Source organism: Pseudomonas sp. P4_C8 (genome assembly GCF_056401975.1).
Genome location: NZ_JBFUIH010000009.1, coordinates 149,356 through 174,037 on the forward strand (window position 1 = coordinate 149,356; position 24,682 = coordinate 174,037).

The window sequence follows — 24,682 nt, forward strand, 5'->3', positions numbered from 1 at the left end:
TGGGCTCATTCGAAGGGCAACTGGCGCAAGCCCTGTGCGCCTGCGACCACCACCGCCCCTGGTACGATGGCCTGCGCCGCAGCGACGGGCCCCAGGCGGTCTTGTGGCTTTTGCGTGAAACTGGCTCCGTCGTCGGTGCTGACAAGCACATGCCCGGCCTGGCTGATCAGGATGATTCGGCCGTCGGCGGTGATCGTGCTCGCGGTGATGCTTGAGGACAGGCCCAGTTCAACCTTGTCCCAGTTCACGCCGTGATCGACGCTGCGATAAACATTGCCCCGCAGGCCATAAACGAGCACCGAGCCCGGTTTGCCGGTGATGCCGAAATAGCTGCCGCTGTAGGGCGTCGGGAGATTGATGAAGCGTTGCGTTGCCGGGTCCAGTTTCAATACCAGGCCTTGCTCGCCGACAATGAACAGGTCATCGCCGATTGCTCGTATCCCGTAGAAATTCAGTGCCCCCGGATTGTCGGTGCGATCCATCAACGGAACCCAGTTCTGGCCGCCGTCTTCGGTGCGGAAAATCAGATTGAACGCGCCGACGATATATCCGGTTTTATCATTGGCGAACCAAACGTCCAGAAAAGGTTTGTCAGCCCCTTCATCGACAATTCGTTGAGTCTCAGCCAATAACGCCTCATTCGGCTGCTGCCCTTCTTGCCTCTGAAAATGTTCGAGCATGATCCGCCCCACCTGACGGCCATCGAGCTGACGCTTCCAGGTTTCACCCCTGTCGTCGCTGTGCAACACAATGCCGTCGTGCCCGACCGCCCACCCCTGCGTCGGGCTCGGGAACTGCACCGCCACCAGATCGGAACTCACCGGCACTACTGCCTGGTGCCAACGGACGCCGTTATCATCGGAATAAAAAATATGGCCGCGTTGGCCCACGGCGACCAGGCGCTTACCTGCACGGGTCAACCCGGTGAACATCCCGCTAATCGCCTTTTCACTCTGAATCGCGGGGCTCGAGAGCACGTCGACAAAATCGGCGGCGACTACGGCTCTGGTAAATGGCACAGCCAACGCCACAGTTAGCGCAGTGAGCGCAATCCATCTAAATGTATTCATGAGGTTTACTCGGCAAAAAAAGCCGCCGAACAGTGCGGTACACACTGTCGGCGACAAAAAAACACCTGCGTTATGGCTCAGCGAATACCCGTACCGGCCAATGACTCAGGTGCCCACTGCGCTTTCGAAAGCGGGTCGATGTACTTGACGCCGCCGTACGGGCCGTAGATGCCGGTGATGTTGTAGCTGCCAGAGACCAAGTCATAAATCATGTGGTTATCGGAATTCGGCGCCTGCACGTCATAGCTGTATGCCAGGTGTGCAAAGGATCCGCGGTACAGCTTGCCGCTGGCGTCATATTCATCCGAAGCCAGGGCGATCCAACTGTCTTCGTCGAGGTAGAAGGTGCGCTTGCTGTAGATGTGGCGTTTGCCCGGTTTCAGCGTGGCTTCAACGACCCACACGCGGTGCAACTCCCAGCGCATCAGGTCCGGATTGACGTGATGCGGCGTGGTGATATCCGCAGCTTCCTTGTGATAGTTCAACTTGTAAGTGTTGTAAGGAATGATCATTTCCTTCTTGCCGACGAGTTTGAAGTCGTAACGGTCCATTGCGCCGTTGAATACCCAGGCATCGTCATAGGTCGAAGCACCGGCCGAGCCAGGGTTTGGCGTGTCGTAGGCGATATCCGGTGCGAGTTTCACGCGGCGCTGACCTGGCAGGTATTGCCAGCCACGCCGCTCCATTTTCAGAGGGTTGACGGCATCCTGCACCAGGATGGCTTCGCCTGCGCGACGGGCCGGGGCCTGGTAGTAGAGTTTGGTCTTGAAGAACAGATCCGTCTCTTTCGCCGGTTCCGTACGCTTCGGATCGTACAGCGGGTATTCCAGATAGGCATTACCAGAGGTGGCCAGAATTGCCCTCCCGGAACTGTCGACGTTCCAGGAGTCATATTTGATATTGGTGGCATAACCCTGATAACGCAGCAGGTGGTTCCACATGGCCTCATAGCCATCTTTCGGGATCGGAAACGGAACGCCCGGCAATGAGTTTTCCAGTGCTAGCCCGCCTTCGAGTGTTTTGGTGCCGACGGCATTTTTTGCGGTGTTATCCAGCAACCGTTGAGGCAACGCAACGCTGCGATGGGTCGGAAACACATCGACCCGGAACGTCGGGTAACGCTTGAGCAGTTCTTGCGTGGTCGCGGTCAGTTTGTCGGTGTATTGACTGACGTTTTTGCCATCGACGACGACGCGTGGCTTGTCGGCCTCGTAAGGGTCCGGACGGAACGAACTACCCGGTTGAAAACTGGCCGGCGCCGTGGTGAGTCCGCCGGTGTAGGGCGGAATGGTGTTGTCGGCATTGCCGGCCTTTTCAGCACCGACGCCTGTCAGGCTGTTGCCGAGTTTGGCCGCTTCATCGGGGGACACGGCTGCGTGTGCCGCACCAGCGATGGCAACGGTCAAAGCAGTGAACAAAAGCGTGTTGACGAACTTCATGGAGTGACTCCTGCTATCAAGCAAAGACTTCGATCAAATGGTCGTTTTGAAGGTAAAAGTGACCATGCCCCGATCCTTGAGCTGAGGCTGAACACCGCCGAATGCAGTGGTCTGCCCCGGTACGCAGTTGTATTGGCCGTTGGCCCCTGGTGCTGCGCCCTGGCCCTGTGCACCTGCACCACCGGCTGAGCCGCAGGTGTCGAACGGACCAAAGTTGTCCACGTACTTCAGGTCAAACCGGTACTGGTTGTGTACGTCCATGCCAACGCCCACCGAGTAACTTCCGGAGTCCTTGTTACCCCCGAGCTGAACCGACGAGTTGCCCGAAAGGCCGACGCCGTAGCTGGCCGGCAGGTACATATCGATGCCGGGGAACACCTGATACCAGGTCGGGTTGAAGTTGACGCCCAGCACGTAGTTGTCCTTGGTGACCTTGTCGACACCGCGATACCAGTCTTCGCCTTTGAACAGCTGCTTGTTCTCGGTGACGTCCAGCCAGCGGCTGTAGGCGAGTTCAACCAGCAAGGTCGAACTGTCCCAGACCGGTGTCGCACCGAAAGTGGTCAAGCCGTTGAGTACCGCGTGCGCGGTGTTGCCTCGGGCCACACCATTGTCACCATCAAAGCTGCTGATGAAGCCCGGCAAACCGGCAGCACCGGCTGCCGGACTGACCGTCGCCGGTACGCTGGCCAGCGGCATGTTGTGGCGATAGTTCAGGTCGAAACCGACGCTGACACCTTCGATGCTTTTCGACAGGCTGATGCCGTAGATATCGATGTCGTCGACATAGAACTGGTTGTAGCTGCCGGCATTGCCGGAGATCAGTTGCGCAGGGCCGATCGCCGTAGGTTGCAACACCAGGTTCGGCAGAATGTCGGAGGTTTTGCGGTAGTAGAAACCCAGCGTGCCCTGCAGCCATTCCGGGCTCCACTTGGCCATCAGGCCGAAGTCACCCTGCTTGTCCGGGGTAAACGTATGCCCGTTGGTCAGCCGTAAAAACTGGTTGGCACCCAGTGGGCCGGGTGTGCCGAACAGAGGGTTTTGGCCGCCGATCAACGACAGGTTGTGCCCGCCATTTTGAATGCCGTCGTTGAACCCCAGATAAGTGCCCGACTCCGGCAACCGCGCGGCATCCCAGTCCAGGAAGTACTGCGCGGCGAGGGTCAGTTCCGGGTTAATCGTTAAACTGGTGGACAACTGATTACGCGGAATGAAAAGTTCTTTGGCTTCTGTTCCCGGGACCGCCAGCGACTTGGAAATATCCAGGCCGGACTGGCCATAACTGTTGCCATGGGCAAAGGCGAGGATGCTTTCACCCCAGTAAACGGTGTGCTTGCCAAGCTTGCCGCTGAGCAGTGATTCATCGCCGACTTCAGTGCTGCCAAACACGAAGGCATCAAGGATTTCCGAAGAAGGACCGTTGTAATACCGATCGGCGTAACCACTCTGGTGCCGGGAATCCGGCCGGCCGCTGTTGAGCTGATTGGTCGAGGCGTTGTCGCTGCCAATATCGTCGTAGGCGTGGTCGTACCAGGTGTTGGCGCTGACACGGAAACCGACTTTTTCTTTGTAAACCACGTCCAGTTCGGACAGCACATCCAGTCGCTGAGAAACGGGACTACCGGAGGAGAAGTTGCGATCCCCGTCATTGTTGTTCCATGAATTGGCCAACTTACTGTTGGGGGCTTCCACGCGCTGGGCGTAGTTGAACTTCAGCGTGTTGTCGAAACGAACCGCAAAGTCTTCATTCCCCGTGTTGATCTCCACAGCCCCCACGGGCGCGATGCCCAGGCCGGTGAGAATGGCGGAGGCCAACAACCCTTTGCGAAGGTTTGCATGGCAGATCTTATTATTTTTGTTCATCTAGCTTGCCACCTGCTCTATGGTTTACGAAAAGTCATGGGTTGAATCACGGCGTAATGAGCCTCCTCTCAGGTGCGCTGCAAAAGGGTGACCGACACCGCCCGGCCCAGGGCGGTGCTATGTTGTAAAGCCGTGCGGGCCCCAGCAATTTGCCTGCCGTCGGCCATGTCGCGCAGTTGCCAGACCAACTCGACCAGTTGCGCCAACCCGGTGGCACCCGGGGCGTGACCACGTCCCAGCAAGCCACCCGATGGGCACACCGCATTCATCTGTCCTTTCAGGCGGTGTCCTTGCTGCACGAATCGATCGATCTCGTCCTCCCGGCAAAAGCCCAGCGCGGCGCTATTGATCATGAAGTCGCCGACGCTTTGGTCATGCAGTTCAACCACGTCGATGTCTTCCGCACCGAGGCCTGCCTGCTGATAGGCCAGCTGCGCGACTCGCCGGGTGGTCGCCTGTCCGAGCACATCCAGCACGCAACCCGATTCCTGCTCTGAAGCGCTGTCACTGCCCCTGGCGCTGGCCAGCACGGTGACGTCCGCCCGAGCGCCGAAGCGCAGGGCAAAGGCCGGGGTACAGATCAAGATGGCCGCCGCACCGCAGGCCGGCGGGCACAGATAAGGCGCGAGCCAGCCGTCGCGATCCGGCACGCGGTTCAACACGGCGTAGGGATTGCGCCCGGCCTGGGCCCGTGCCCGCTCAAGCACTTGATCGAAGCTGCTTTGAGCAATGCCCATGCGTGTCAATAACCAGCTGGTTTGGGCAGCGAACAGCAGCGCCGGTTGTTGTCGACGGTCGATAAAGCCGACAGGGTTCTCACCCTGCCTGACCTTTGCCGACTCATCGCGAGCGAGATCTTTCAAACCGAAAAACTCACGATTGGAAATGCGTGCCGGCATGCACTCGACACCCACCAACAGGACACATTCAGCCTGGCCGCACAGCAGGCTATTGCGGGCCAACTGAAAAGCACTACTGGCCGACCCACAGCCATCGCCGAAGCTGAATATCGGCACGCCCGAGTAGCCAATCTGCGACAACATCTGCTCGGCGATACCGGCTTCACCGTGTACGCAGGAAGTAAACACCTGGTCGACCAGGTCATAGTCGATCCGCGCATCGGCCAGCGCCGCACGAATGGCTTGCCCCGCCAGCGCCGCATGACTGTCGGAGCCACCCAGCGGTAGAAACGGCACCATTCCTGCACCGGCGATCAGCACTTTTTCAGACATGAACCTGCTCCCACTCGCCGATACGTTGGCGCTTTTGTGAGGTCAGACTATTGCGAAGTCGTAAAGCGAACCCCCCCATTGACTGGGGGGGGCGGCTGGAAATCGATTTTTTTTGGGGGGGCGGGGGGGGGATTGAAGGATGATCCGAACGGATCACCTCGGGTGGTGGACTCGCATTAGCCCGCTGTCTCGAGAATTCCCAGCATGTATGCACGCGCGACAACATGCTGTCTTGTGCCGGCCTGGAATTTTCCAAACAGGTTTTTCAGGTGCCACTTCACGGTTTCCTCGCCGACATTCAGCGCCAGGGCGATTTGCTTGTTGGACAGGTTGCGAGCCAACAACTGCAACACCTCGCGCTCCTTGGGCGTCAAAAGACGACTTGGGGACACGCTCAATGGGGTGGATTCCGGTCGCGGAACAGGTGCGGGCGTAGAGGTCGCCGCGAGCAAATTGACCGTATCACGCTGGAGCGTCTGCTCCCATTTGATCAGGTCCGGATGGGTGTCCTGCACCACGCGTAACATACCGTTTTCTTGCGCGAGGCTGACAGCCTCCAGCAAATAGTCAGTGCCGCCCTGTCCGGTCGCCCGAAGTGCAAGTGCCCTGAGCAGCTTGATCTGCACGATGTCTCGCCCACGACGCAGGTATTCGGCTGTTTCGCTAACCTTGTCCAGCACCGCCAGCATAGCCTCCCAATCACGTTGGGCCAGTAAGGCATAAGCGTTGGCTACCCCGGCCAGCAAGTCCAGCTCCGGACCAAGCAACCCTGCTCGCTCACGGGCAATAACCGGCGTGAAACTGTCCAGCCGTCGCCATAATGCCTGACAGGTATCGCTGCGTCCCTGCAAGGCATGCAGGCGTATTTGTTCTCCCAGGGAGGCAATGCAAAATCGTGGAATATTTCGCTCTTCTCCAAGGGCGAATAACGCCTCTAGCAGATCCTGCCCGCGATGGCCCTGCCCCTGGATTGAAGCCAGTCGAGCGGCGGCGAGAAAACCCTGCACAATGGCATCGGGGGACGCCAATCGTTCAACGATATCCAGCCTGTTCGCCAGCACCGTAGCGGATTCCTGAATCTCCCCCTGTTCCAGCAACACTGTCGCCAGAGCGCTCGCTAAAATGACCGCCACCGGACTGCGCCGACCGATGTCCCGTTCGGCATGCAACAGGCTGTCGTGCAACGCCGTGCGCGCCGACACCATTCGGCCCTCGTATAAATAAGCAAGACCGACCACCCACTCGCCATACCCGCGTATGGCATCAAGGCCAGGACTACCCGCGTAAATCGGTGCTCGCTGAAGGATTCGTCGGGCTTTCTCCGGTTGTCCCTGCAACAGCGTCAGCCGGGCGATCTGGCTCGCGACAATGGCTTGCACCTTGATTGAGAATGAAGGCAATCGATTGACCCAAGGCATGATGAGTTCATGCGATTCATCCGGATGGTCCGCAAAGTAGGCGGCTGCGGCGGCGATGGCGGCAGCTTCACAACGTGTCGCCTCGTCGGCGGACGGATGCTGTTCAATAGCAGCAATCAATTGCGCCGCTTCTGCCTGACGCTCTCCCAATGCTAATGTCCAGGCCGCCGCCAGGCAGATGCGCGGATGCGACAACACGTCAGCGGGACCAAGCTCCTCGACCCACTCCAGCACCCGGCTGAACTGCCCTTGCAACATGACTTCGTACAGGCATTTGCCGATCAACGTATAGGCCGGCTGGGGCATGCCGGCCAACAGATATTGCCGGGCGGCCTGCTCCAGGAAACCGTGGTGCTCCAGCCATACAGCGCCGCGCCGGTGATAACCCTGACGTTCCTCCAACGGCAAGTCGGCAAAACGACCGAGCAGAAATTCCCGCGCCAATGGATGGATGCGCACCCAGTCACTGTCGATACTTTCAACAAAAATCGGTGTCGAGGCACACAATTCCTTCAGTAATTCACCCGAGCGAGAGTTGCCCGTCAGCGCCTCACATAACAAGGGCTGGACCATTTCCAACAATGCAATGCCAGTCAGAAAGCGAACCTGCTCCTCCCGAAGATGTGCGACCAGACTGTCGACGAAATAACGCTGGATATCACCCAGACAAGTCGACAACTCTTCGACTGCCGCACTTCGATTCGGGCTCTTCTCCAACGCCGAAATCGCTAATTGCAGGCCAAGCGGCCAGCCTTCGGTTATCTCGTGCAGCCGCACGCAGAGGTCGGCATCAACCCTTGCGCCGAAACGGTCATTGAGGATGGCGACCGCCTCTTCCACATTCAGTCGTAAAGCCGCAGTCATGATCGTCGTGAAAAGCCCTCTTGCCGCGAGGTCGGTCACTTGCAGATTCAACCGTGTGCGAGAGGCCATGATGATGCGCAAATTGGCCGGCGCGTTGTGCAACAGGTACGTCAAGGAGTAACGGATCGTCAGCTCGGGCAGGGTATCCACTTCATCCAGAATCAATACGGTTTCACTACCCAGATCAGCCACTTCCGCCAACCACTGCGTCAGCCCTTCCTGTTCGTCACGCCCCAGTCCCGCAATAGGCTCGAATGCGCGGGCAAACGACGGCCGACCGCTGCCAATTGCCATGGCAGCTCCCAGCCCCTGGACAAAACGAGCACCATCATCTTGTGCATCCAGCGTAATCCAGGCCACCACTGCGCCGTGAGACAAACATTCACGGCGCCATTGGGTCAGCAGAAAGGTTTTGCCGAAGCCTGCCGGCGCTTGAACAGCGATCACCACCTTGTCTGTCAGTTCCTGGGTATGGATACCCAGGCGGTTTCGCATCCGTGCTGATTTCTGACTACGCGGTGGTGTCGTTTTGAGGATCAGTTGGGGCTCTATGCAATCCATTTCTTTCAGACCCTGGTGGTTGAGAGACGCTTACCCAAGGAGCGTCTGAAGGTCGCTGATCGTGGCCTTTGATGGCAACTTTGAAGCTAGTGATTTTCTGACCTGAGCTCTGCAAGTTCTCGCCAAACACCGCTGGATACAGTTCCTGACGGTCGAACACTACCATGGAATAGTCCGTGGACTTGAAGCCTGGTGCAATGCAAGCCGCGTGCGTACTTTCGGTGGAGTGACCTGCACGCCACGCCAAAGCATCCGTTCAGGATAGCCCCTACCTTCCAGCCAGGGCTCTGTATTCGGCCGGTGTACTTGCGTGCGCAACTTTGAACGCCGCAGTCAGATGGCTTTGAGAGCTGAAGCCACACTCCAGTGCCACATGCAAAATAGGTAGATCGGTCTGCATGAGCAGATCACGTGCATGTTCTAGTCGCACATTCATCACATAGCGATGGGGCGGCATACCCATGGCGCGCTGAAACAGCCGCCGGAAATGAGCCGGACTGACACCCGCCTGGCCAGCCAGCGTGCTGATCGACAGTTCCTGCCCCAGATGCTCGCGAATGAAGGCCAGTACTGTATGTAGACGCGCTAGATGAATATGCGGCGGATAAATACCTCTGCTCGCGTTAACTCGTAGCGCACGATACACCTGCTCAAGCATGACCATGGCCAATCTTGCCATGAACCCCTGATCAGCTCCCTTCCCAAGACTTAGCTCATCCATCAGTTGCCGGGCCGCTGCGCTCACCAAACCATCACTGAAGGGCAATGGTGCCTGCGCGTCTGCGCATATCTCACGCAATTGTTGAAACACACCATCAGTGCGCTCGGGCAGATAAAAAACCGCGAAATCAATGCTGCCGGAATAGTGCCAATGAGTGGCACAGCTCGCAGGCACCAGTATTGACAAACGAGGCATTGATATAGAGCGCAACTCGCCCCCTATCCCCTCCTTCACCCGTGAGCCACCGAATTGAGTCAGCAGAACCATGCTGTCAATCGGCGGTGCGGAGCGATCAGTTGCATGTAGAAAATAGCGCTCTGCATACAAGGGCATTTCACTGCACACCATGCCGCCAAGCATGGGTAGCCCCAGTGTTTCATGTACTTGCAGCTGCGGATTCATGGGCATCTCAGAATGAGCATATTTTGATAAATATGACCGCTTTTCAGGTGAGTTGTCGATGTCGGGAAGAACAATAATCGGCCAAATATTCCGCCACTCGCCTTAATGCGAGGCAGGCACAACCGCTCGCCCGCATGACTGATCACAGCCAGGAAAACAGCATGAGCAAGAAGACCGTCACTGTATTCGGCGCCACCGGGACTGCCGGCGTCGCCTGCGTCAATGAGTTCATTCGCCAGGGCCTGGTCAATATCAATGTGCTGGCGCGCCGCTCCGGCCAGGTGGAACGCTCATCGTCGGGCATCAGCAAGAGCGAGACGCAAAAGCAGCTGCAGTACGCCGAATGGGCGCGCCAGGGCGTGACCATCAAGGAGGTCGACGTCACCATTGCCGAAGCGCTGGTCCCGGCGCTGCGCGGCACCGACTACCTGGTGTCCTGCGTACCCCTCTACGCCACCGAATCGCAGATGCCGCTGATCTTTGCCGCCAAGGAAGCCGGGGTCGAACGCTTCGTGCCGTCCGAGTACGGCGCGATCTACGAGTTCGAGCAGTTCTGGCAGACCGACACCACGCACCGCTTGATGGCCCGGCAGAAGGCGTTCATCCGGCGCATGATCGAATTGGCCGGCATGGACTACACCATCATTCCGGCCGGTGCCTGGATCGAGTACTACATGCTCGAGCCGGTGATGGTGATGGGCGATCCCGACGCCAAGTTGGCCTGGTCGACCGGCGCGGATGTCGGCCGCATCATTCCGCATGTGCTGGCCCACCCGGCCTCGCGCAATGCGATCTGCCCAGTCGCGACCACGGCCTGGTGTTCGTGGAACGAGCTGCTGGCCGCGCGCGAACAGGTCGTGGGTCGCCCGATCGAGCGTAACGTGTTGACGCCCGATCAGTGGCGTGCGGCCTACGCGGCTTCCAGTCCCGGTGCCATCCAGACCCTACTGGCGATCGGTGTCGCCATGGTCGATACCCCAGCGGGCATGTCGCTGTTCGGCAACTGGAACAAGACCTTCCTCCCCGAGTTCAAGGGGACGCCGCTGCAAGAGCTGTTCGTCGACACCGTAGAGCCTTTCGTCGAAGCCACGCGCGCCGCGCTGATCGCCGCCGGCGAACTGCCGGCCGACGCCTAGAGTGCAGGCCATAAGAAAAACCGAGTGATATGACGAGGCCCATCATGAAACTAAGTAACCGGATCAACCTGCCTGACATTTCAATAACCGGCTTTGAAACGCCCCTGAACGAGGTCGAGCGCGGCATCCAGGACAGCGTGCATCGCTTTGCCAAGGATTTCATGCGTCCCCTTGGTCAGGAACTCGACAAGATGACCGCAGAGCAGGTGGTCGCCCCCGGCTCGCCGTACTACAGCGTGTTCAGCGAAGCCGCCAAGCTGGGCCTGGATTCCGATCTACTGGCCGAACTGCCGCCGGAAACGGCTGTACGCGTCGAGTCTATGATCGGCGAGGAAATGGGCTGGGGCGATGCCGGTCTGGCGGTTTCCCTGGGCGTCAGCACCTTCCCGAACGAAATGGCCAAAGCCGTAGGGAACCAGGAGCTGATCGATCTGAGTGCCGGGAAAATCGGCTGCTGGATGATTACCCATCCGGACAAGGGCACTGATGTCAGCGCCTTCGACTTGCAGCGCGACTGGGTGCCGGGGCAGTTGGGCAACAAGGGCAATCTCTTCGCCAAGGTCGGCGAGCACGAGATCGTCATTAATGGACAGTGCTCGGCCTGGGTGTCCAACGGCGCGGTGGCCCAGGTGGCCCTGGCCTACATGACCGCCGACTATGGCAACGGTTTCTACGATGCCAATGGCTTGCCTTATGGCATCTCCGTAATCGTGCCCCTGGACTTGCCCGGTGTCAGCAAGGGCAAGCCGCTGGAGAAGATCGGTCAGCGCGCCCTGCCGCAGGGCGAGGTGTATTTCGACAACGTGCGGATTCCCAAGCGCTTCGCCGTGGCCCTGCAGGACGAGTACTACGGCAACGTCGTTTCGACCTGGTCGTTCGCTGGCACCCACATGGCGCAATGGTTCACTGGCGTGGCACGTTCCGCGTTCGAGCTGGCCCTGGCCTACTGCCATGAGCGCAAGCAGGGTGGCCAACTGCTGATCAACCACCAGCTTACCCGCTACCGCATCGGCGACATGATGCGTCGTGTCGAGCTTTGCCGGGCTGTCGCCCGCCGTTCCCTGGCCTATGCGCGTCTGTCCCCGCAGGGGCACCCCTGTGCCACGGCTTCCAGCAAGGTCACCGTGACCGAAGAGGCTATGCGCGTGGTCAGCGATGCCATGCAGCTGTTCGGCGGCAACGGCCTGACCCGCGAGTACCCCATGGAGAAGTTGTTCCGCGATGCTCGCGCCGCGCTGATCGAGGATGGCGAGAACATGATGCTCACCACCCGCCTTGGGTTCCTTGTCCAGGAGCTCTACGAAGACGGCTGGCCCCAATACTGATCCAAAACCCGACTAACAATAAACTTTGGAGACAATAGAAATGGCTAAATATCCCGTAGTTGTATATGGCGCCAGTGGCTACACCGGCATGCTGACCATGGACTGGCTGATTGACCAGAACATCCCCTTCACCGCTGTGGCACGCAATGCCAAGCGTGCGCAGGAAATGATGGCGCAGCGGGTGGTACGGCTGGAGTCCGCGACCTACGAAATCATCGAGGCCGAGCACAACGTCGAGTCGCTGAGCGCCGCCTTCAAGGGGGYAAAGGTTGTCTGCAACACCGTTGGCCCCTTCGTCAACTTCGGTCTGACCACCGTTGAGGCCGCGCTCAAGGCCGGCTGCCACCACATAGATACCACCGGCGAGCAAAGCTATGTCCGTCAGGTTCGCGAGCAATTTGGCGAACTCTATCGTCAGGCTGGCTTACTGGTTTCGCCATCGCTGTCCTACATGTTCAGCTTCTCCGAGATCGCCGCCGAACTGGCGCTGGAAACCCCCGGCATCGACGTGCTGGAAACCGCCGCCCTGTGCCGCGGCCCGCGTGATGTCGCAGGGGTCAGCCTGGGCTCGGCGGCCTCGATTTTCGAATTGTTCCACAGGGAGCAGTTCTACCTGTGGGAAAACAAGCTGGTGCAGCACCCAGCCACCGCTTCGTTCAACATTGTCGACCCCAACTTCATGCAGCCGGTTTTCTGCCTGCCTTGGGGGGGAACCTCGCTGCCGATTTACTTCGAGCATGATCCGCGCGTGCGCGCCTGCACCTCCGCGGTCGGTTTCTACGACAACAATGTGATGCCGATGGTGCATGGTCTGAGCCAGAAGTGGGAAGCCGAATACAAGCACCTGTCCAAGGAGCAGCAGGACGCGGTGGTGAGGAGCCTGGTAGAAGCCACCACGCCGAGCATGCCGCCCCGCGAACGCACCACCTTGCAACGCAGCGTCGACATCGCTATCGGCCGCGGTCACCTGGCCGCCGTGCGCGCTACCGTGCATGGCGTCACACCCTATATTTCCACCGGTGCCCTACAGGCCGCGGCGGCGATCAAGCTGCTCGACGGCGACACCAACAAGGTCGGCTTCGCTTCCGGCTCCAAGGCTTTTGGACACCGCTATCTGCTCGGTTTCCTGGAAGAGCGCGGCCTGGCCCGTGCCACCGTTACCAAACTCTGATTACCGGCACAGGAACCACTTATGGCCATCATTGACTTTTACGATCGCGGCTGGGGCATCAACCCTGCTGGGGTCGCCTACATCCAGGGTGAGCGCTCCTACACCTTCAACGAAATCGGCGAGCTCTCGTGTCGCATCGCCAATAAGCTGCTCGCACTGGGCTTGCCGAAGGAAACCAAGGGTGCCGTTTGGTCAGGTAACGACGTCACCGCCTGGGCCTGCACACTGGGTCTATGGCGCGCCAACATGACCTGGATTCCAGTCAACGCGCGCAACTCGAGCGAAGAAAATCACTACATCCTCGACGCATTCGACTGCGAGGTGATGTTCTACCAAAACGATTTCGCGGGAATCATCACCGAGCTGCGGCCCAAGCTGCCGAAGATCAAGCACTGGATCTGTATTGATGCCGATGCTGTCGATGCACCTTCGTTGGAACTATGGAGTGCCGGCCAGCCGGCGAGCCGTCCCGAAGTCGCCTATGACATGGACGACGTGGTGGCGGTCTCACCCACTGGTGGCACTACGGGCACGCCGAAGGGAGTGATGAACACCCACCGCAGCGTGCAGACGTTCATTGCCCACTTCATGCTGACCTGTGCTTATCGCAATGGTGAAAAGCCGGTGAATATGGCCGCCGCACCGATGACCCACACTGCCGGCCTGTTGGCCGTACCCTGCACGGCGCAAGGTGGCACTGTAGTGGTTATTACCAAACCCGATCCGGCATTGATGTTGAACGCCATTGCGCAGCACAAGGTCAGCGAGCTCTTTCTGCCGCCAACGGTGATCTACAGGCTGTTGGAGATTCCCGGTATCGAGAAGCTGGACTTCTCCTCGGTGAAGTACCTGATGTACGGCGCGGCTCCGATGTCGGTAGACAAGCTGAAGAAAGCTATCGAGATTTTCGGTCCAGTCATGACCGGCGGCTATGGTCAGACCGAAGCACCGGCCAGTATCGCCAACCTTCGTCCCGACGAGCATATGGTGGGCGACCAATTCGCCGACGACGAACGCCTGTCCTCGGTCGGCCGCCCTAACCCGCTGGTCCGCGTCGAAGTGATGAGCGACACCAACCAGATCCTGCCGCGCGGTGAAACCGGTGAAATATGCGTGCGCGGCGACCTGATCATGAAGGGTTACTACAAGCAGCCGGAGAAGACCGCCGAGACCATCGTCGACGGTTGGCTGCATACCGGCGACATCGGCCATATCGATGTCGAAGGCTATCTGCACCTCACCGATCGCAAAAAGGACATGATTATTTCCGGCGGTTTCAACGTCTATCCCAGCCAAGTCGAGCAAGTGCTGTGGGGACATCCGGCCGTTCAGGACTGCGCCGTGATTGGCGTGCCCGATGAGAAATGGGGCGAGGCCGTCAAGGCCGTGGTCGAGCTCAACCCAGGCCAGGAAACCACAGAGCAGGAGCTTATCGAGCTGTGCAAAGTCAAGCTGGGTAGCGTGATGGCACCGAAGTCTGTCGACTTCACTAGCAGCCTGCCACGTAGTCCGGTGGGCAAGGTGCTGAAAAAAGAACTGCGTCAGCCGTATTGGGAAAACTCGGCTCGGAAAATCTGACACAACCGGAGATCTCAGGCCCGTCGGGCTACCCGATTGGGAAAAAATCGAGGTCGATCTTCAACCTCAGCCTGCACGTGGCCGAGATACGCCTGGCTAAACCCGGCACCGACCAGCACTTCAGGAAGCCGCTGCCGAGGCGCGCACCCAACGTCAACCACGCCGTGGGGTGCGAGCTGGACACCGACCAACTGAATATAAGGAATTTTCAATGAGCAATATCTATATCGCCGGCATCGCCATGACCGTCTTCGGCCGCCACAACGAACGCAGCCTCGACGACTTGGCACGCGAGGCTTTCCATGGTGCGTTGAAGGACGCCGACTGCAGTGCCGCCGATCTCGATATCGCATTTTATGCCGGCATGACCAATGGCCCATTGCAAGGCCAGCTCTCGATCCCCGGTCAAGTCGTGTTCAGCAAGATCGGTATTGAAAGCATTCCTATCTATAACGTCGAGAATGCCTGCGCTTCGGGTAGCTCAGCCTTCAATTTGGCCGTGCAAAGTCTCAAGGCCGGTACAGCCAGTATCGCTCTGGCGTTGGGTGCGGAAAAGATGAATATCCCGGATAGACTGAAGGCCCTCTCGCTGTTCGAGGCTGGATGGGATGTTTCTCGCGCCGAAGAGAATTACCAGATGTTGGTGAAAATGGGCGAAGGCGTGGTATCACCCGCCGGGTCGGAATCGGACAAGCCTTACAGCAAGTTTATGGCCATCTATGCCGCATTATGCCGTCAGCATATGAAAACCTACGGCACCACGCAGCGGCAGATCGCAGCAGTGTCGGCGAAAAACCACACCCACTCGGTACATAACCCTTACGCTCAATTTCGCAAAGCCTTCAGTATCGACGAAATCCTTGCCGCCCCTCCGATCACCTACCCGCTCACCCTGCCAATGTGCGCGCCGCTGTCGGACGGTGCAGCAGCAGCCATCCTGTGCACCGAGGAAGGACTCGCACGCATCGGTGCGGACAGAAGCCGCTGCATCAAGGTAGCGGCCAGCGTTATCCGTAGCTTCAGCCATCGCCGTCTCGATCAGCCGGAACTGAACGTCGGTCGCCTGGCCGCTAACCAGGCCTATGAACAGGCGGGCCTGGGGCCGCAAGACATGCATGTCGCCGAAGTCCATGACGCCTCGGCGATGGGCGAAATAATTCAGGTCGAAAACCTGAGTCTGGTCCCGTTTGGTCAGGGCGGACCTGCGGCTGAACGTGGCGAATTCACGCTGGGCGGGCGCATCCCGGTCAATACTTCAGGTGGCCTGGAATCGAAAGGTCATCCACTCGGCGCTACCGGGATCGGCCAGCTCTACGAACTTGTGACGCAACTGCGCGGGGAGGCTGGCGCACGCCAGGTACATGGCGCACGCCATGCAATCCAAGAAAACGGCGGCGGTTTGCAGGGTATTGAGGAGGCAGCAGTCGCGATCCACATTCTCAGCAAATAGTTCTTTTCAGCAAAAAATTTGTAGTGGCGAAACCAATCAAAACAAGAAGGATAAAAAACATGTTCCAAAACAAAGTAGTCGTCATCACTGGCGCAGGATCAGGCATTGGTCGGGAGTTGGCTATCCAACTGGTGGAAGCTGGCGCACATGTCGCACTGTCCGACATCGACCAAGTAGGCCTCGACAAAACCATGAAACTATTGCCTGACGCCAGCAAAGCGAAAGGTTACATCCTGGACGTATCGTCCTGGGACGCCTTCCAGGCTCATGCTGACGAGGTGAAGCGAGATTTTGGCACAGCGCACTTCGTCATTAACAACGCAGGTGCCGCAGTCATCGGGACAGTTGCCAACACCTCCATCGATGAGTACGAGTGGCAACTCGGTATCAACATGTGGGGCGTGCTGTACGGTACCAAAGCGTTCCTGCCGATGATGTTGGCCCAGCGAGAAGGCTGCATCGTCAATATTTCCAGCGTATTTGGCCTGGTGGGTTACCCGATGCAAAGCGCCTACAACATGTCGAAGTTCGCCGTACGTGGTCTGACCGAAGCATTATGGTCTGAACTCGATGGTAGCGGTGTACGCGCCGTGTGTGTGCACCCTGGCGGAATCAAAACCAATATTGAAAAGGCCGGACGACGCTGTAAAGCCGCCGGTAAAACAGAAGAAAGGTTCACGGCACTGGCAGAAAAAATGCTACTGACGCCAGCGGCGGATTGTGCCGGCGACATCATCAAGGGGCTCCGCAACGGAACCAAACGCATTATCACAGGAAACAAGTCGAGCACCTTGTTCTGGGTAAGCAGGCTGTTCCCCAATAGCTATCCGGCATTACTCAAGCTGCTTGGCTGAGACCCAAAAGTTACAAGATGTCTCTGCGTGATGCGAGGCGTCACCACCTCTCAGGAACAATCCCATGACCGACAGTTATACCCGCAAGCTTTTTATTTCTGCCGCTTGTTTCAACGTACTCGCGGGTCTTCCATTACTTGTAGCTATGCGACCCGTAGCTGCGCTGTTGGGGCTGCAAATTACCCCTACCTCAACCCTCTTCATTCAACTCACCACGTGCCTGGTTATCATATTCGGCTGGGCCTATTGGATGATCGCTCGCGATCCACTGCAGTATCGTCCCTATATCCTGCTCGGGGTGATCCTGAAAGTACTGTTTGTTGTGGTGGTTTATGGCCACTGGCTGGCTGGCAGCATACCTTGGCCATTGCCGGTGGTGGCATCAGGTGACATCGTCTACTCACTACTCTTCTGGCGTTATTACCAGCGTGCCCCCCGGTATAGCCTCGATTGACTGGATCGCCGAGCAGATGGGCCACACCAACGGGAACATGATCCGCCAGCACTATGGGACGTGGATCAACGAGGATGGGCCGGATGTCGTCGGGATGTTGCAATTAGCACTGAAGCTATAGAGGTTCAGCTATTACGTCTTGATTGGCGTATCGCACTTTGCCCGCCCATCGCGCTCTGAATACCTCGACGGTGATCCTCACCGAACCAGCCCATGCTCATTGCTCCCTCGCCTCGATAGCAAAGCTCGCCCGCCAGGCTGTCCAGCCGCGCAACACGTAATCCTTGATCAGGCGTTGGCGTTCAAAGCTCAACAGTTTGGCATCGTCCAAGGCGGCCAGGTAACCTTCGAGCTCTCCCAGAGCGTCGACAAAGATACCGGGGGCCTTGGCCTGGGTGACATCATTGATGCGTTGGTGCAGGGCGATTCCGAGCGGCAGCGAAAGCTGTGCGAGGGCTGCCGTCACCTGATGCCAGGTCACTGCTGGCTCGGCTGGTGGGTAGTCGTAGGGATTGGTCAATGGCGGGGGCATAGGTTCAAGTCCGTTTCGAGTGAGTGGCCCCCCCGAGCGCAAAACCAAAGGGCCGGGAGTTGGTACACCCGTCTATGGGGTGGTGGTTTTCTCGGCCACAAAAAAGGCCCCCACGCCTTTTCCCATATCGCCCTTTTTCAGACGCCAGAAACCACAAACCCCCGACTTTCTCTAGGAAAATCAGGGGTTTGTGTTTACTAAATTTGGCGGTGAAGGAGAGATTTTAATTTAACACCATTTTCGACCAACAAGGCCCGTATTCCGGGGCTTTCAGCGTGCATAGTAGTACAATTGAGTAGTACAATCCGCTGTACCACTCCCCTCTCCACGGCGCTCCAATGGCAGACAATCTGATTCAGAAGAAAGGCGAGTCCACGTGGTATGTGCGACTGGCCGTCCCTGCCGATGTACAGAAAGCCGTTGGCTCCAAGGTGCTGGTTCAGTCGCTGAAGACCGGACTTCGCAAGGAAGCAATGAACGCACGCCTTCCGATCCTCGCCAACTGGAAAGCTCAGTTTCAAGCAGCACGGGATAAACGCACCAACCGTGGAGATGCTTGGAAAGAACGCCTTGCAGGGGACGCTCACGACTTCAGCAACATCATCCGCCAACTCAAGACCGATGTGGCCCTAGGTGAGTCGAAACCAACACAACTCGACATTGATCCAGCAGATCTTGAAGAGTTTCGGCAATTCGTTTTCAGCGATACCGAGAGCGGACAACGGCGCCGGGCAGAAGCTGATGTGGTGTTTGCCAAGCAGGGATTGGAAGGCGAGCTTGCTGTCCACGACTTGGCTCATAAACTGCTGCTCGAAACCTTTGGCGAACTGATTGCTTACGCCAACGACTTCTCGATGCCAGAAACTGAAGAGATGCAAGTCATCCTGACTAACCCTGCCGCCTACAAACCAAAATCACCAATTACCACAGCCCGCCTGAAGACCTATCGAGAATTCAGGGAAAGTCGTGGTGGCGCGGCAAAGCACGTCGACCAGCAAGTGGGCAAGATGGAGCGGCTGTCAGAATTTCTCAAGAAAGAGGGACTGCCACTCAACTTTGACACTGTGGATAACTGGCTCAAGTCGTTGGACCGGGCACCCAAGACCCTTAGCCAATACCTAATGGCGGGCACTGCGTTCTGGAAGTGGGCGATGAAGTACGACACGGCTTGGCGTGAAGAATACAAGGACAAGGTAAACCCGTTCGTAGGCCATGAACTGCCACAGGGCGGAGGCTCTGAGCTAGCTGGTCAGGACCGACAAATTTACACGCGGGCCGATACCCTCAAGCTGCATCAAGCCGCACTGGATAACGGAGATAAACCGCTTGCTGACCTTATTGCACTGGGCTGGTACACCGGGGCCAGGATTGAAGAACTTTGCCGACTCAACAAAGACAATGTGGTCACTGTTGACGGCATCAAGTGCTTCGACTTCCCGAAGAGCAAGAGCAAGGCGAGCAAACGTGTAGTGCCGATCCATCCAAGCTTGTTGCTCACCATTGATCGCCTGAGCGAAGACAGCACCGATACTTTCCTCATCCCCACCAGCTCGCACGACCACTACGGCAAACGATCACACGCGATATCCAAGGCGTTTGGCAGACTGCGTACAGCAGCAGGCTTCAGCAAACTCCACGTCTTCCACAGCTTCCGTCACACCGTAGTTACTGAGCTGATCAGGGCTGACGTACCAGACGCCTTGGCAAAAGAACTGGTTGGGCATGAAACGGGTTCAGTGACCCACGACGTGTATTCAAAAGGTGCGAGCACAACACAAAAGCTAGCAGCGATTTCCAAACTTCCCGCTTTTCCTTGAACCAAGCATCAACCACTTAAGTTTCGAGGCTGCGTCAACCACGACAGAAAACTCATCGAAACCACAGCACAACTCCAGAAAAACCTGCATCAGTTTCGTCTTGCTCCAATCACCAAGTTCCGTTCTGCCCAGTGTTTACGGGCTTACATGGGTGGTTGGACTAAGCAGGACGCTTTCTCTCCCGCTCGAAACTGGTTTTGTAAATAAAGGATGACAAAAATACCAGTTGACTCAGCACCCATAAGTCCGTATATTGCTGACTCTCTTGAGCAAGCAACTCAGGAACATCCGGCGGGGGATATCCCACACGTCTAGCCCCGGGTGGGCTGATGATCAAGACCGCGATAGTCTGACAGCAAGTACTCACTGCCCTCCGCAATAATATGGAGAACTGGCACTGAGATTTCGTGCTGCCTGCGATTTACCAAACAAATCAGGCACAACCCGAGAGGACGCCCTTTTAATGAACTGAACAAGGAGAAATAACATGCAAGTATTTAATGTCGCTACACCTGAAGTGAATACCACCGCTGAACTGATCGCTTATTTCCGCACCAATGGCAATCACCATATCGCCGATAATCTCCTCATTCAAAGTGGCTCATTGGAGCTCTGCTCTGATCAAAGCTATCACCACTCAGATGAGCGCCCCTCCGTCTCCGAGATGAGAGATGAACTGAGGTTCATCCGCCAAAATATGGTCGTGTTAAAGACTCATCCCGAGATGGTCACGCCAGAACGCTCAGATGCTGTTATTCGAGCTCTTTATGCTCTGGCATACGACGCCTTGGAACAACTGGCTGACCGCTAGCAATTCCCAGAAAAAGCCTATCGACTTTAGTTGTCGAGTCGTACAGGCACGCTTGAAGTAATAAAGCATTAGAACGCTGATCAGCCTAGCGAGTACTCCGCTGGGCGTGATTCGTCGCACCCAGGCAATAACGCCAAAGGCACACCCGTCGAGGAGCTGCCAATGAATTGAACTTGAAGAAGGAGAACCACCATGAGCAATGCACACCAAGAACCATTTATAAAATTCCCCAAGGCCCTCCTAGCCGCTACGCACTGGATCAGCCTGACTACTGGTGAGGAAATCCAATTCACCCCGTCGAACAAGATTCTTTGGCTTCACATCAAGGATCGCTTCGACTTCTTCGCCAGCTTGGGCAACGAATGGTTTGATAATCAGGAAGCGATTGCCGCAGCTACTGGCAGCAACATTAGCACCGTGAAGCGATTCCTTGCCGACCTGACAAAGCACGGATACCTCAAGGCATCGAAGAAAAAGGTTTGGGGATGCGCATTCTCCAATAGCTACACCGTCGCCCAAGACCTTGTTGGAATTGTTCGCACGGAGAGCAAGACTGCAATGGCAGGGGGCGCTACGCCGACGGTGCCAGACGCGACACCGGAAGCAGTTCCAATCGTGGTAGCAATCGTGCCAACATCGACAGTAGCCACAATCACGAGTCCAGAAGCACCACCACCTGTTATCGGGTTGGCATACCGCCCCCCATCGAACGATGGTGATCCTCCGAATTGGGGATAGCAACAGTTCAGAATGAGCTACCGCAAAGCTCAAATTGAACTTCCCCAGATAGCTCAAATTGAACCACCGCATAGATCAAATTGAGCTGCCGGCATGGCTCAAATTGCACCACTATTAAGATAGATAGAACAAGAAAGATATAACAATAATAATTTAAAAAGATAGATATACAAAGAAAGAGGTTAGCACGGCACAGCGGGAGGCGTAAGCCGAAAGCTGAAATTGACCCGCACTTACCTAGTAAATTCTCTTTCATAGTACTTATTGAAAATTATGAAGGTAAAGTAACAAAGTAAATGTGACTCCATGTAAGGACAAGTCAGGCCTATAGCTTCCGCTATGTAACATCCCGTGCTAAAGCTCTTGGACCGTGCGTAATGTCACGACCGATAGTGTCGTATCTGTACCAACCGTAAAATCATTGGCACCACCTACGAGGAAAATGCCTAACGAAACTAGAATAGGAGAAAATAATGAACAGCATGCACAATGAATACCGTGAAACCCTTTCCCAGAGCGGCCGAGGCTCTAAAACCGCAGCAGAAACACCATACGTACAATTCACATCCCCAGGCCTCAAAAAACTAGTACCACCTACGGCACCAGCAGTACCAACACCAGAACCCTTAGCTCCAGAGTCAGAGGTTGCTTTGGTTTATGGTGTTGGCATTGATGACTCTCCAGAAGGTGCCAAGGATGCGGCTCATGTTGCGTGGCGTGCGATGATAAAACGGGTGTACCACAACCCACTCCCAACGTATGTTGGGTGCTCTGTTGATCCAAGCTGGCACTTGTACTCAGATTTCAAACAGTGGTTTGATGTGAACCACGTTGTTGGCTATGAGCTGGACAAGGACATCCTTCAACCGGGTAATAAGATATACAGCCCTGACACATGCGTCTTCGTCCCCCATTTCATCAATCAGGCTGTAGTGTTGAGAAGGAAGCCACCAAAGTCGGGTTATCACGGAGTTTACGCATTTGCCGACCGATGGTACGCCAGCCTTACGCACAAAGGTGAGACCAACGATGGCAAGAGTAGAGTGGATGCCCTTGAGGCTCATTCCGACTGGCAGAGGATGAAGGCTGACGCCACTGACGATCATCTTCATTATTACTTGAAAGAGATTGCACCTGATTTGCGTGTTGTACGAGCACTGATTAAATACGCCGACTTGCTTCGATCAAACGCTGACCAAGGTATTCAGACATTGAAGTACCAGCACTGATTATTGAAGGAGGAAGCAGCAGTTAACGCTGCTGCACCTCCTATCCACGCAGTGTACAGCCCAGTGAGTCGCCCTGGCTAACGCAGGTAGAAGTAAAGGAACACCACTACCAGCACGACAAAAATCACCCGGCCTTGGATTACGTCAGAGTTCGCCTTGTCCACCTTAATCTGTTTGTAGGTGTCGGCGTCGCTCAAACCCTGCTCCTTGTACTTCAATACATGGTTGATTTGCTTGTCGAGTTTCTTGTTGTGGCTGTTTTTGTTTGACGTGACGATCAGCCAAACAATCAACCATAGACCTCCAGTCAGAATGGTCATGATCAGGTGCAAGACGTGGTTCGTGTTCTTTTTCTGGCTGGTCAATACAAACAGTTTTTCGTTCATGGTTCATCCTTGCGACATGGCTGGTGGCTTGAGTGGTGTCGCTTAGGGATTGAATTTATCCCAAATTCAGATATCTGAAAACCAGATATAGGTTGGTAGGCTGCCCACTCGTAGCCAGTCACCCATGTCCAAGACGATCTATAGACCCGAACACACTGTGCTTTTGTCGTTGCTGAAGAAGCACAGGAAAGCGGCTGGTCTGACTCAAGTCCAGTGCTCAAAGGCTCTGGAGCGTCCACAGTCCTTCATGAGTGACGTAGAAAGTGGGACACGTCGCTTGGACATCGTCCAGCTTCGCGATTTGTGCAAAGTCCTGGGAATTGGTTTGCAAGACTTGATTGCAGAGTTTGAGGAATCATTGTCAGAGGACTGACAGGACGACAGCTCACAGATTTTGCCGGTGAGTTGAATGGTCAACAGGCAGAGCCAGAGGCTGTTCCGGTGCTGCGCTGCAATTCCTTTGTCTGACTACTGGCGGTCATGGCATGCTGACCTACAAAGTCATTACAGGGATCAGGGGCAAGCAATGGGCGAAGAGTCTGGCGGCGACAATAAGGTCAAAGGGACAATCGAAGCGGTAACGGGCCTGGTTAAGGCTGTGCCTGTGTACGAGGACTTGCTTCAACCAGTGGCGAAACAGCTTGGTAGGTCGTTGGAGACGGTTGGTAAGGCTATCAATGTTGCTCTTTCGCCTGTCACTGGTTTGGTTTGGGGATATGAGAATATCCAGGTGTTTCTTGCTACTAAGCTTGCTGATCGTTTGAAGCATGTCTCGCCCGAGGACATCATAACCCCCAAGCCCAACGTCGCTGGCCCCGCAATCGAAGCCTTGCGATTTACCGGGCATGAAGAGTCATTGAGCGACATGTACGCCAACCTTCTTGCCGCCGCCATGGACAAAAGTACGGCTCAGGGGGCTCACCCGGCTTTCGTGGAAATCATCAAGCAGCTGACACCCGACGAGGCAAAACTGATTGCCTACTTCATGAAGCCTCTACCTTTCCCACTCGTTACGGTCAGGGTCGAGCACATTGATTTTAATAAGGGCGGTAACAACATAGCTAATAACGTCTCGTTGCTGGGGAGAAAAGCCGGTGTTGAGTTCCCCCACTTAGTGCCTACATACCTCGACAACTTATGCCGCTTGGGGATCATAGACATTCCAGATGACTCCTCCTACATAGACGATGATCTATACACTGAGCTTCTGGAGTCTCCCGAAGTAACAAGTCGTCAGAAGCCGGAGTATTTGAAGCCAGATTATAAGTTTTCATTTATTCAGAAGGCAGTAAGCGTGACCAACCTCGGCATGCACTTCGGGCGTATTTGCGTAAACCGTTCGACGTTGAACCATGCAACCTCGTAGGAAGCGTCAAATAACCCCATGGAACCCCCTTGCACGACGAGCCCTGTCAGGACATGAATGCTCTTTGAGAGCCAGCGTTTCTGGGGCTTGTAGCTAAGGTCAAGATAAGTCGAGGCCCTTAAGTACGCTCAAGCTCGATTAATTGGTGCCAGAGTGGCTTTTGCACGCCAAATCACCGCTTTTCGGAAGAAAGCACGAATCCCCTAGCCCCTTGCGGATAGACCGCTCTGAGCTAGCTTTGATGGTGTCGCCAGCGTGGCGATTG

The 24,682-nt window shown here is 56.4% G+C and carries 21 protein-coding genes and 1 pseudogene; 14 read left to right on the plus strand and 8 right to left on the minus strand.

Annotated features, from left to right (window positions below):
• Window positions 1-5 precede the first annotated feature (5 nt).
• The 6 genes from AC1DWM_RS08105 to AC1DWM_RS08130 all read right to left on the minus strand — a co-directional run bounded on the left by AC1DWM_RS08105 (window position 6) and on the right by AC1DWM_RS08130 (window position 9,570).
• A complete protein-coding gene (locus AC1DWM_RS08105; protein WP_477794966.1) occupies window positions 6-1,070 on the minus strand; it encodes a WD40/YVTN/BNR-like repeat-containing protein in 1,065 nt (354 codons plus the stop codon).
• 77 nt (window positions 1,071-1,147) lie between these two features.
• Complete coding sequence (locus AC1DWM_RS08110; protein ID WP_223516802.1) at window positions 1,148-2,509, minus strand: DUF1329 domain-containing protein; 1,362 nt, start codon at window positions 2,507-2,509, stop codon at window positions 1,148-1,150.
• Between the two features lie 33 nt (window positions 2,510-2,542).
• Window positions 2,543-4,372: a DUF1302 domain-containing protein gene (locus AC1DWM_RS08115; protein WP_477794967.1), complete on the minus strand. Its 1,830-nt coding sequence runs from the start codon at window positions 4,370-4,372 to the stop codon at window positions 2,543-2,545.
• A gap of 68 nt (window positions 4,373-4,440) precedes the next feature.
• On the minus strand, window positions 4,441-5,604 hold the full coding sequence (locus AC1DWM_RS08120; protein WP_223516805.1) for a thiolase C-terminal domain-containing protein: 1,164 nt from the start codon (window positions 5,602-5,604) through the stop codon (window positions 4,441-4,443).
• 176 nt (window positions 5,605-5,780) lie between these two features.
• Window positions 5,781-8,381, minus strand: a complete 2,601-nt coding sequence (locus tag AC1DWM_RS08125; protein ID WP_477794968.1) for a winged helix-turn-helix domain-containing protein — start codon at window positions 8,379-8,381, stop codon at window positions 5,781-5,783.
• Between the two features lie 334 nt (window positions 8,382-8,715).
• Window positions 8,716-9,570, minus strand: coding sequence for an AraC family transcriptional regulator (locus AC1DWM_RS08130; RefSeq protein WP_223518765.1), 855 nt, complete (start codon window positions 9,568-9,570; stop codon window positions 8,716-8,718).
• A gap of 161 nt (window positions 9,571-9,731) precedes the next feature.
• Here AC1DWM_RS08130 and AC1DWM_RS08135 point away from each other — a divergent pair, with 161 nt between their 5' ends.
• From AC1DWM_RS08135 to AC1DWM_RS08170, 8 genes and pseudogenes are all read left to right on the plus strand, one after another.
• Window positions 9,732-10,706, plus strand: a complete 975-nt coding sequence (locus AC1DWM_RS08135) for an NmrA family NAD(P)-binding protein (RefSeq protein ID WP_477794969.1) — start codon at window positions 9,732-9,734, stop codon at window positions 10,704-10,706.
• A 44-nt stretch (window positions 10,707-10,750) separates the two neighbouring features.
• The gene (locus AC1DWM_RS08140; protein ID WP_223518761.1) at window positions 10,751-12,031 is read left to right on the plus strand and encodes an acyl-CoA dehydrogenase family protein; all 1,281 of its coding nucleotides are present in this window, start codon (window positions 10,751-10,753) and stop codon (window positions 12,029-12,031) included.
• 40 nt (window positions 12,032-12,071) lie between these two features.
• Window positions 12,072-13,202 carry a saccharopine dehydrogenase family protein gene (locus tag AC1DWM_RS08145; protein WP_477794970.1) on the plus strand — a complete coding sequence of 377 codons (1,131 nt, stop codon included), beginning with the start codon at window positions 12,072-12,074 and terminating at the stop codon, window positions 13,200-13,202.
• A 21-nt stretch (window positions 13,203-13,223) separates the two neighbouring features.
• Window positions 13,224-14,780, plus strand: a complete 1,557-nt coding sequence (locus tag AC1DWM_RS08150) for a class I adenylate-forming enzyme family protein (protein ID WP_223518752.1) — start codon at window positions 13,224-13,226, stop codon at window positions 14,778-14,780.
• Between the two features lie 211 nt (window positions 14,781-14,991).
• Window positions 14,992-16,230, plus strand: coding sequence for a thiolase family protein (locus tag AC1DWM_RS08155; RefSeq protein WP_223518742.1), 1,239 nt, complete (start codon window positions 14,992-14,994; stop codon window positions 16,228-16,230).
• A 59-nt stretch (window positions 16,231-16,289) separates the two neighbouring features.
• Entirely contained in the window at window positions 16,290-17,084 is a 795-nt protein-coding gene (locus tag AC1DWM_RS08160; RefSeq protein ID WP_223518740.1) for an SDR family NAD(P)-dependent oxidoreductase, read from the plus strand.
• Between the two features lie 64 nt (window positions 17,085-17,148).
• Entirely contained in the window at window positions 17,149-17,538 is a 390-nt protein-coding gene (locus tag AC1DWM_RS08165) for a hypothetical protein (RefSeq protein ID WP_223518738.1), read from the plus strand.
• Window positions 17,522-17,659 (plus strand): annotated as a pseudogene (locus AC1DWM_RS08170) (site-specific integrase); the annotation flags it as partial. The gene AC1DWM_RS08165 and the pseudogene AC1DWM_RS08170, both read left to right, overlap by 17 nt.
• A 96-nt stretch (window positions 17,660-17,755) precedes the next feature.
• Here the strand turns inward: AC1DWM_RS08170 and AC1DWM_RS08175 are convergent.
• Window positions 17,756-18,070 carry a hypothetical protein gene (locus AC1DWM_RS08175; protein WP_477794971.1) on the minus strand — a complete coding sequence of 105 codons (315 nt, stop codon included), beginning with the start codon at window positions 18,068-18,070 and terminating at the stop codon, window positions 17,756-17,758.
• A 338-nt stretch (window positions 18,071-18,408) separates the two neighbouring features.
• Between AC1DWM_RS08175 and AC1DWM_RS08180 the strand changes: the two genes are divergently transcribed.
• The 4 genes from AC1DWM_RS08180 to AC1DWM_RS08195 all read left to right on the plus strand — a co-directional run bounded on the left by AC1DWM_RS08180 (window position 18,409) and on the right by AC1DWM_RS08195 (window position 22,665).
• Window positions 18,409-19,887 (plus strand): tyrosine-type recombinase/integrase, encoded by a 1,479-nt coding sequence (locus AC1DWM_RS08180; protein WP_477794972.1) that lies wholly within the window; start codon window positions 18,409-18,411, stop codon window positions 19,885-19,887.
• A 487-nt stretch (window positions 19,888-20,374) separates the two neighbouring features.
• Entirely contained in the window at window positions 20,375-20,698 is a 324-nt protein-coding gene (locus tag AC1DWM_RS08185) for a hypothetical protein (RefSeq protein WP_477794973.1), read from the plus strand.
• A gap of 192 nt (window positions 20,699-20,890) precedes the next feature.
• On the plus strand, window positions 20,891-21,436 hold the full coding sequence (locus AC1DWM_RS08190; protein WP_477794974.1) for a hypothetical protein: 546 nt from the start codon (window positions 20,891-20,893) through the stop codon (window positions 21,434-21,436).
• A 473-nt stretch (window positions 21,437-21,909) separates the two neighbouring features.
• Complete coding sequence (locus AC1DWM_RS08195; protein ID WP_477794975.1) at window positions 21,910-22,665, plus strand: hypothetical protein; 756 nt, start codon at window positions 21,910-21,912, stop codon at window positions 22,663-22,665.
• Between the two features lie 77 nt (window positions 22,666-22,742).
• Here AC1DWM_RS08195 and AC1DWM_RS08200 read toward each other — a convergent pair whose 3' ends face one another.
• Window positions 22,743-23,051 carry a hypothetical protein gene (locus tag AC1DWM_RS08200; protein ID WP_457265811.1) on the minus strand — a complete coding sequence of 103 codons (309 nt, stop codon included), beginning with the start codon at window positions 23,049-23,051 and terminating at the stop codon, window positions 22,743-22,745.
• A gap of 124 nt (window positions 23,052-23,175) precedes the next feature.
• On the opposite strand from AC1DWM_RS08200, the gene AC1DWM_RS08205 reads away from it, so the two are divergent.
• Window positions 23,176-23,424: a helix-turn-helix domain-containing protein gene (locus AC1DWM_RS08205; RefSeq protein WP_477794976.1), complete on the plus strand. Its 249-nt coding sequence runs from the start codon at window positions 23,176-23,178 to the stop codon at window positions 23,422-23,424.
• Window positions 23,425-23,577: 153 nt separating this feature from the next.
• Window positions 23,578-24,417 (plus strand): DUF4393 domain-containing protein, encoded by an 840-nt coding sequence (locus tag AC1DWM_RS08210; protein WP_477794977.1) that lies wholly within the window; start codon window positions 23,578-23,580, stop codon window positions 24,415-24,417.
• Window positions 24,418-24,682 lie beyond the last annotated feature (265 nt).

Coding starts and splice junctions, on each gene's coding strand:
- AC1DWM_RS08105 (WP_477794966.1), bottom strand. CDS start 1,070: ATGAATACATTTAGATGGATTGCGCTCACTGCGCTAACTGTGGCGTTG.
- AC1DWM_RS08110 (WP_223516802.1), bottom strand. CDS start 2,509: ATGAAGTTCGTCAACACGCTTTTGTTCACTGCTTTGACCGTTGCCATC.
- AC1DWM_RS08115 (WP_477794967.1), bottom strand. CDS start 4,372: ATGAACAAAAATAATAAGATCTGCCATGCAAACCTTCGCAAAGGGTTG.
- AC1DWM_RS08120 (WP_223516805.1), bottom strand. CDS start 5,604: ATGTCTGAAAAAGTGCTGATCGCCGGTGCAGGAATGGTGCCGTTTCTA.
- AC1DWM_RS08125 (WP_477794968.1), bottom strand. CDS start 8,381: ATGCGAAACCGCCTGGGTATCCATACCCAGGAACTGACAGACAAGGTG.
- AC1DWM_RS08130 (WP_223518765.1), bottom strand. CDS start 9,570: ATGAATCCGCAGCTGCAAGTACATGAAACACTGGGGCTACCCATGCTT.
- AC1DWM_RS08135 (WP_477794969.1), top strand. CDS start 9,732: ATGAGCAAGAAGACCGTCACTGTATTCGGCGCCACCGGGACTGCCGGC.
- AC1DWM_RS08140 (WP_223518761.1), top strand. CDS start 10,751: ATGAAACTAAGTAACCGGATCAACCTGCCTGACATTTCAATAACCGGC.
- AC1DWM_RS08150 (WP_223518752.1), top strand. CDS start 13,224: ATGGCCATCATTGACTTTTACGATCGCGGCTGGGGCATCAACCCTGCT.
- AC1DWM_RS08155 (WP_223518742.1), top strand. CDS start 14,992: ATGAGCAATATCTATATCGCCGGCATCGCCATGACCGTCTTCGGCCGC.
- AC1DWM_RS08160 (WP_223518740.1), top strand. CDS start 16,290: ATGTTCCAAAACAAAGTAGTCGTCATCACTGGCGCAGGATCAGGCATT.
- AC1DWM_RS08165 (WP_223518738.1), top strand. CDS start 17,149: ATGACCGACAGTTATACCCGCAAGCTTTTTATTTCTGCCGCTTGTTTC.
- AC1DWM_RS08175 (WP_477794971.1), bottom strand. CDS start 18,070: ATGCCCCCGCCATTGACCAATCCCTACGACTACCCACCAGCCGAGCCA.
- AC1DWM_RS08180 (WP_477794972.1), top strand. CDS start 18,409: ATGGCAGACAATCTGATTCAGAAGAAAGGCGAGTCCACGTGGTATGTG.
- AC1DWM_RS08185 (WP_477794973.1), top strand. CDS start 20,375: ATGCAAGTATTTAATGTCGCTACACCTGAAGTGAATACCACCGCTGAA.
- AC1DWM_RS08190 (WP_477794974.1), top strand. CDS start 20,891: ATGAGCAATGCACACCAAGAACCATTTATAAAATTCCCCAAGGCCCTC.
- AC1DWM_RS08195 (WP_477794975.1), top strand. CDS start 21,910: ATGAACAGCATGCACAATGAATACCGTGAAACCCTTTCCCAGAGCGGC.
- AC1DWM_RS08200 (WP_457265811.1), bottom strand. CDS start 23,051: ATGAACGAAAAACTGTTTGTATTGACCAGCCAGAAAAAGAACACGAAC.
- AC1DWM_RS08205 (WP_477794976.1), top strand. CDS start 23,176: ATGTCCAAGACGATCTATAGACCCGAACACACTGTGCTTTTGTCGTTG.
- AC1DWM_RS08210 (WP_477794977.1), top strand. CDS start 23,578: ATGGGCGAAGAGTCTGGCGGCGACAATAAGGTCAAAGGGACAATCGAA.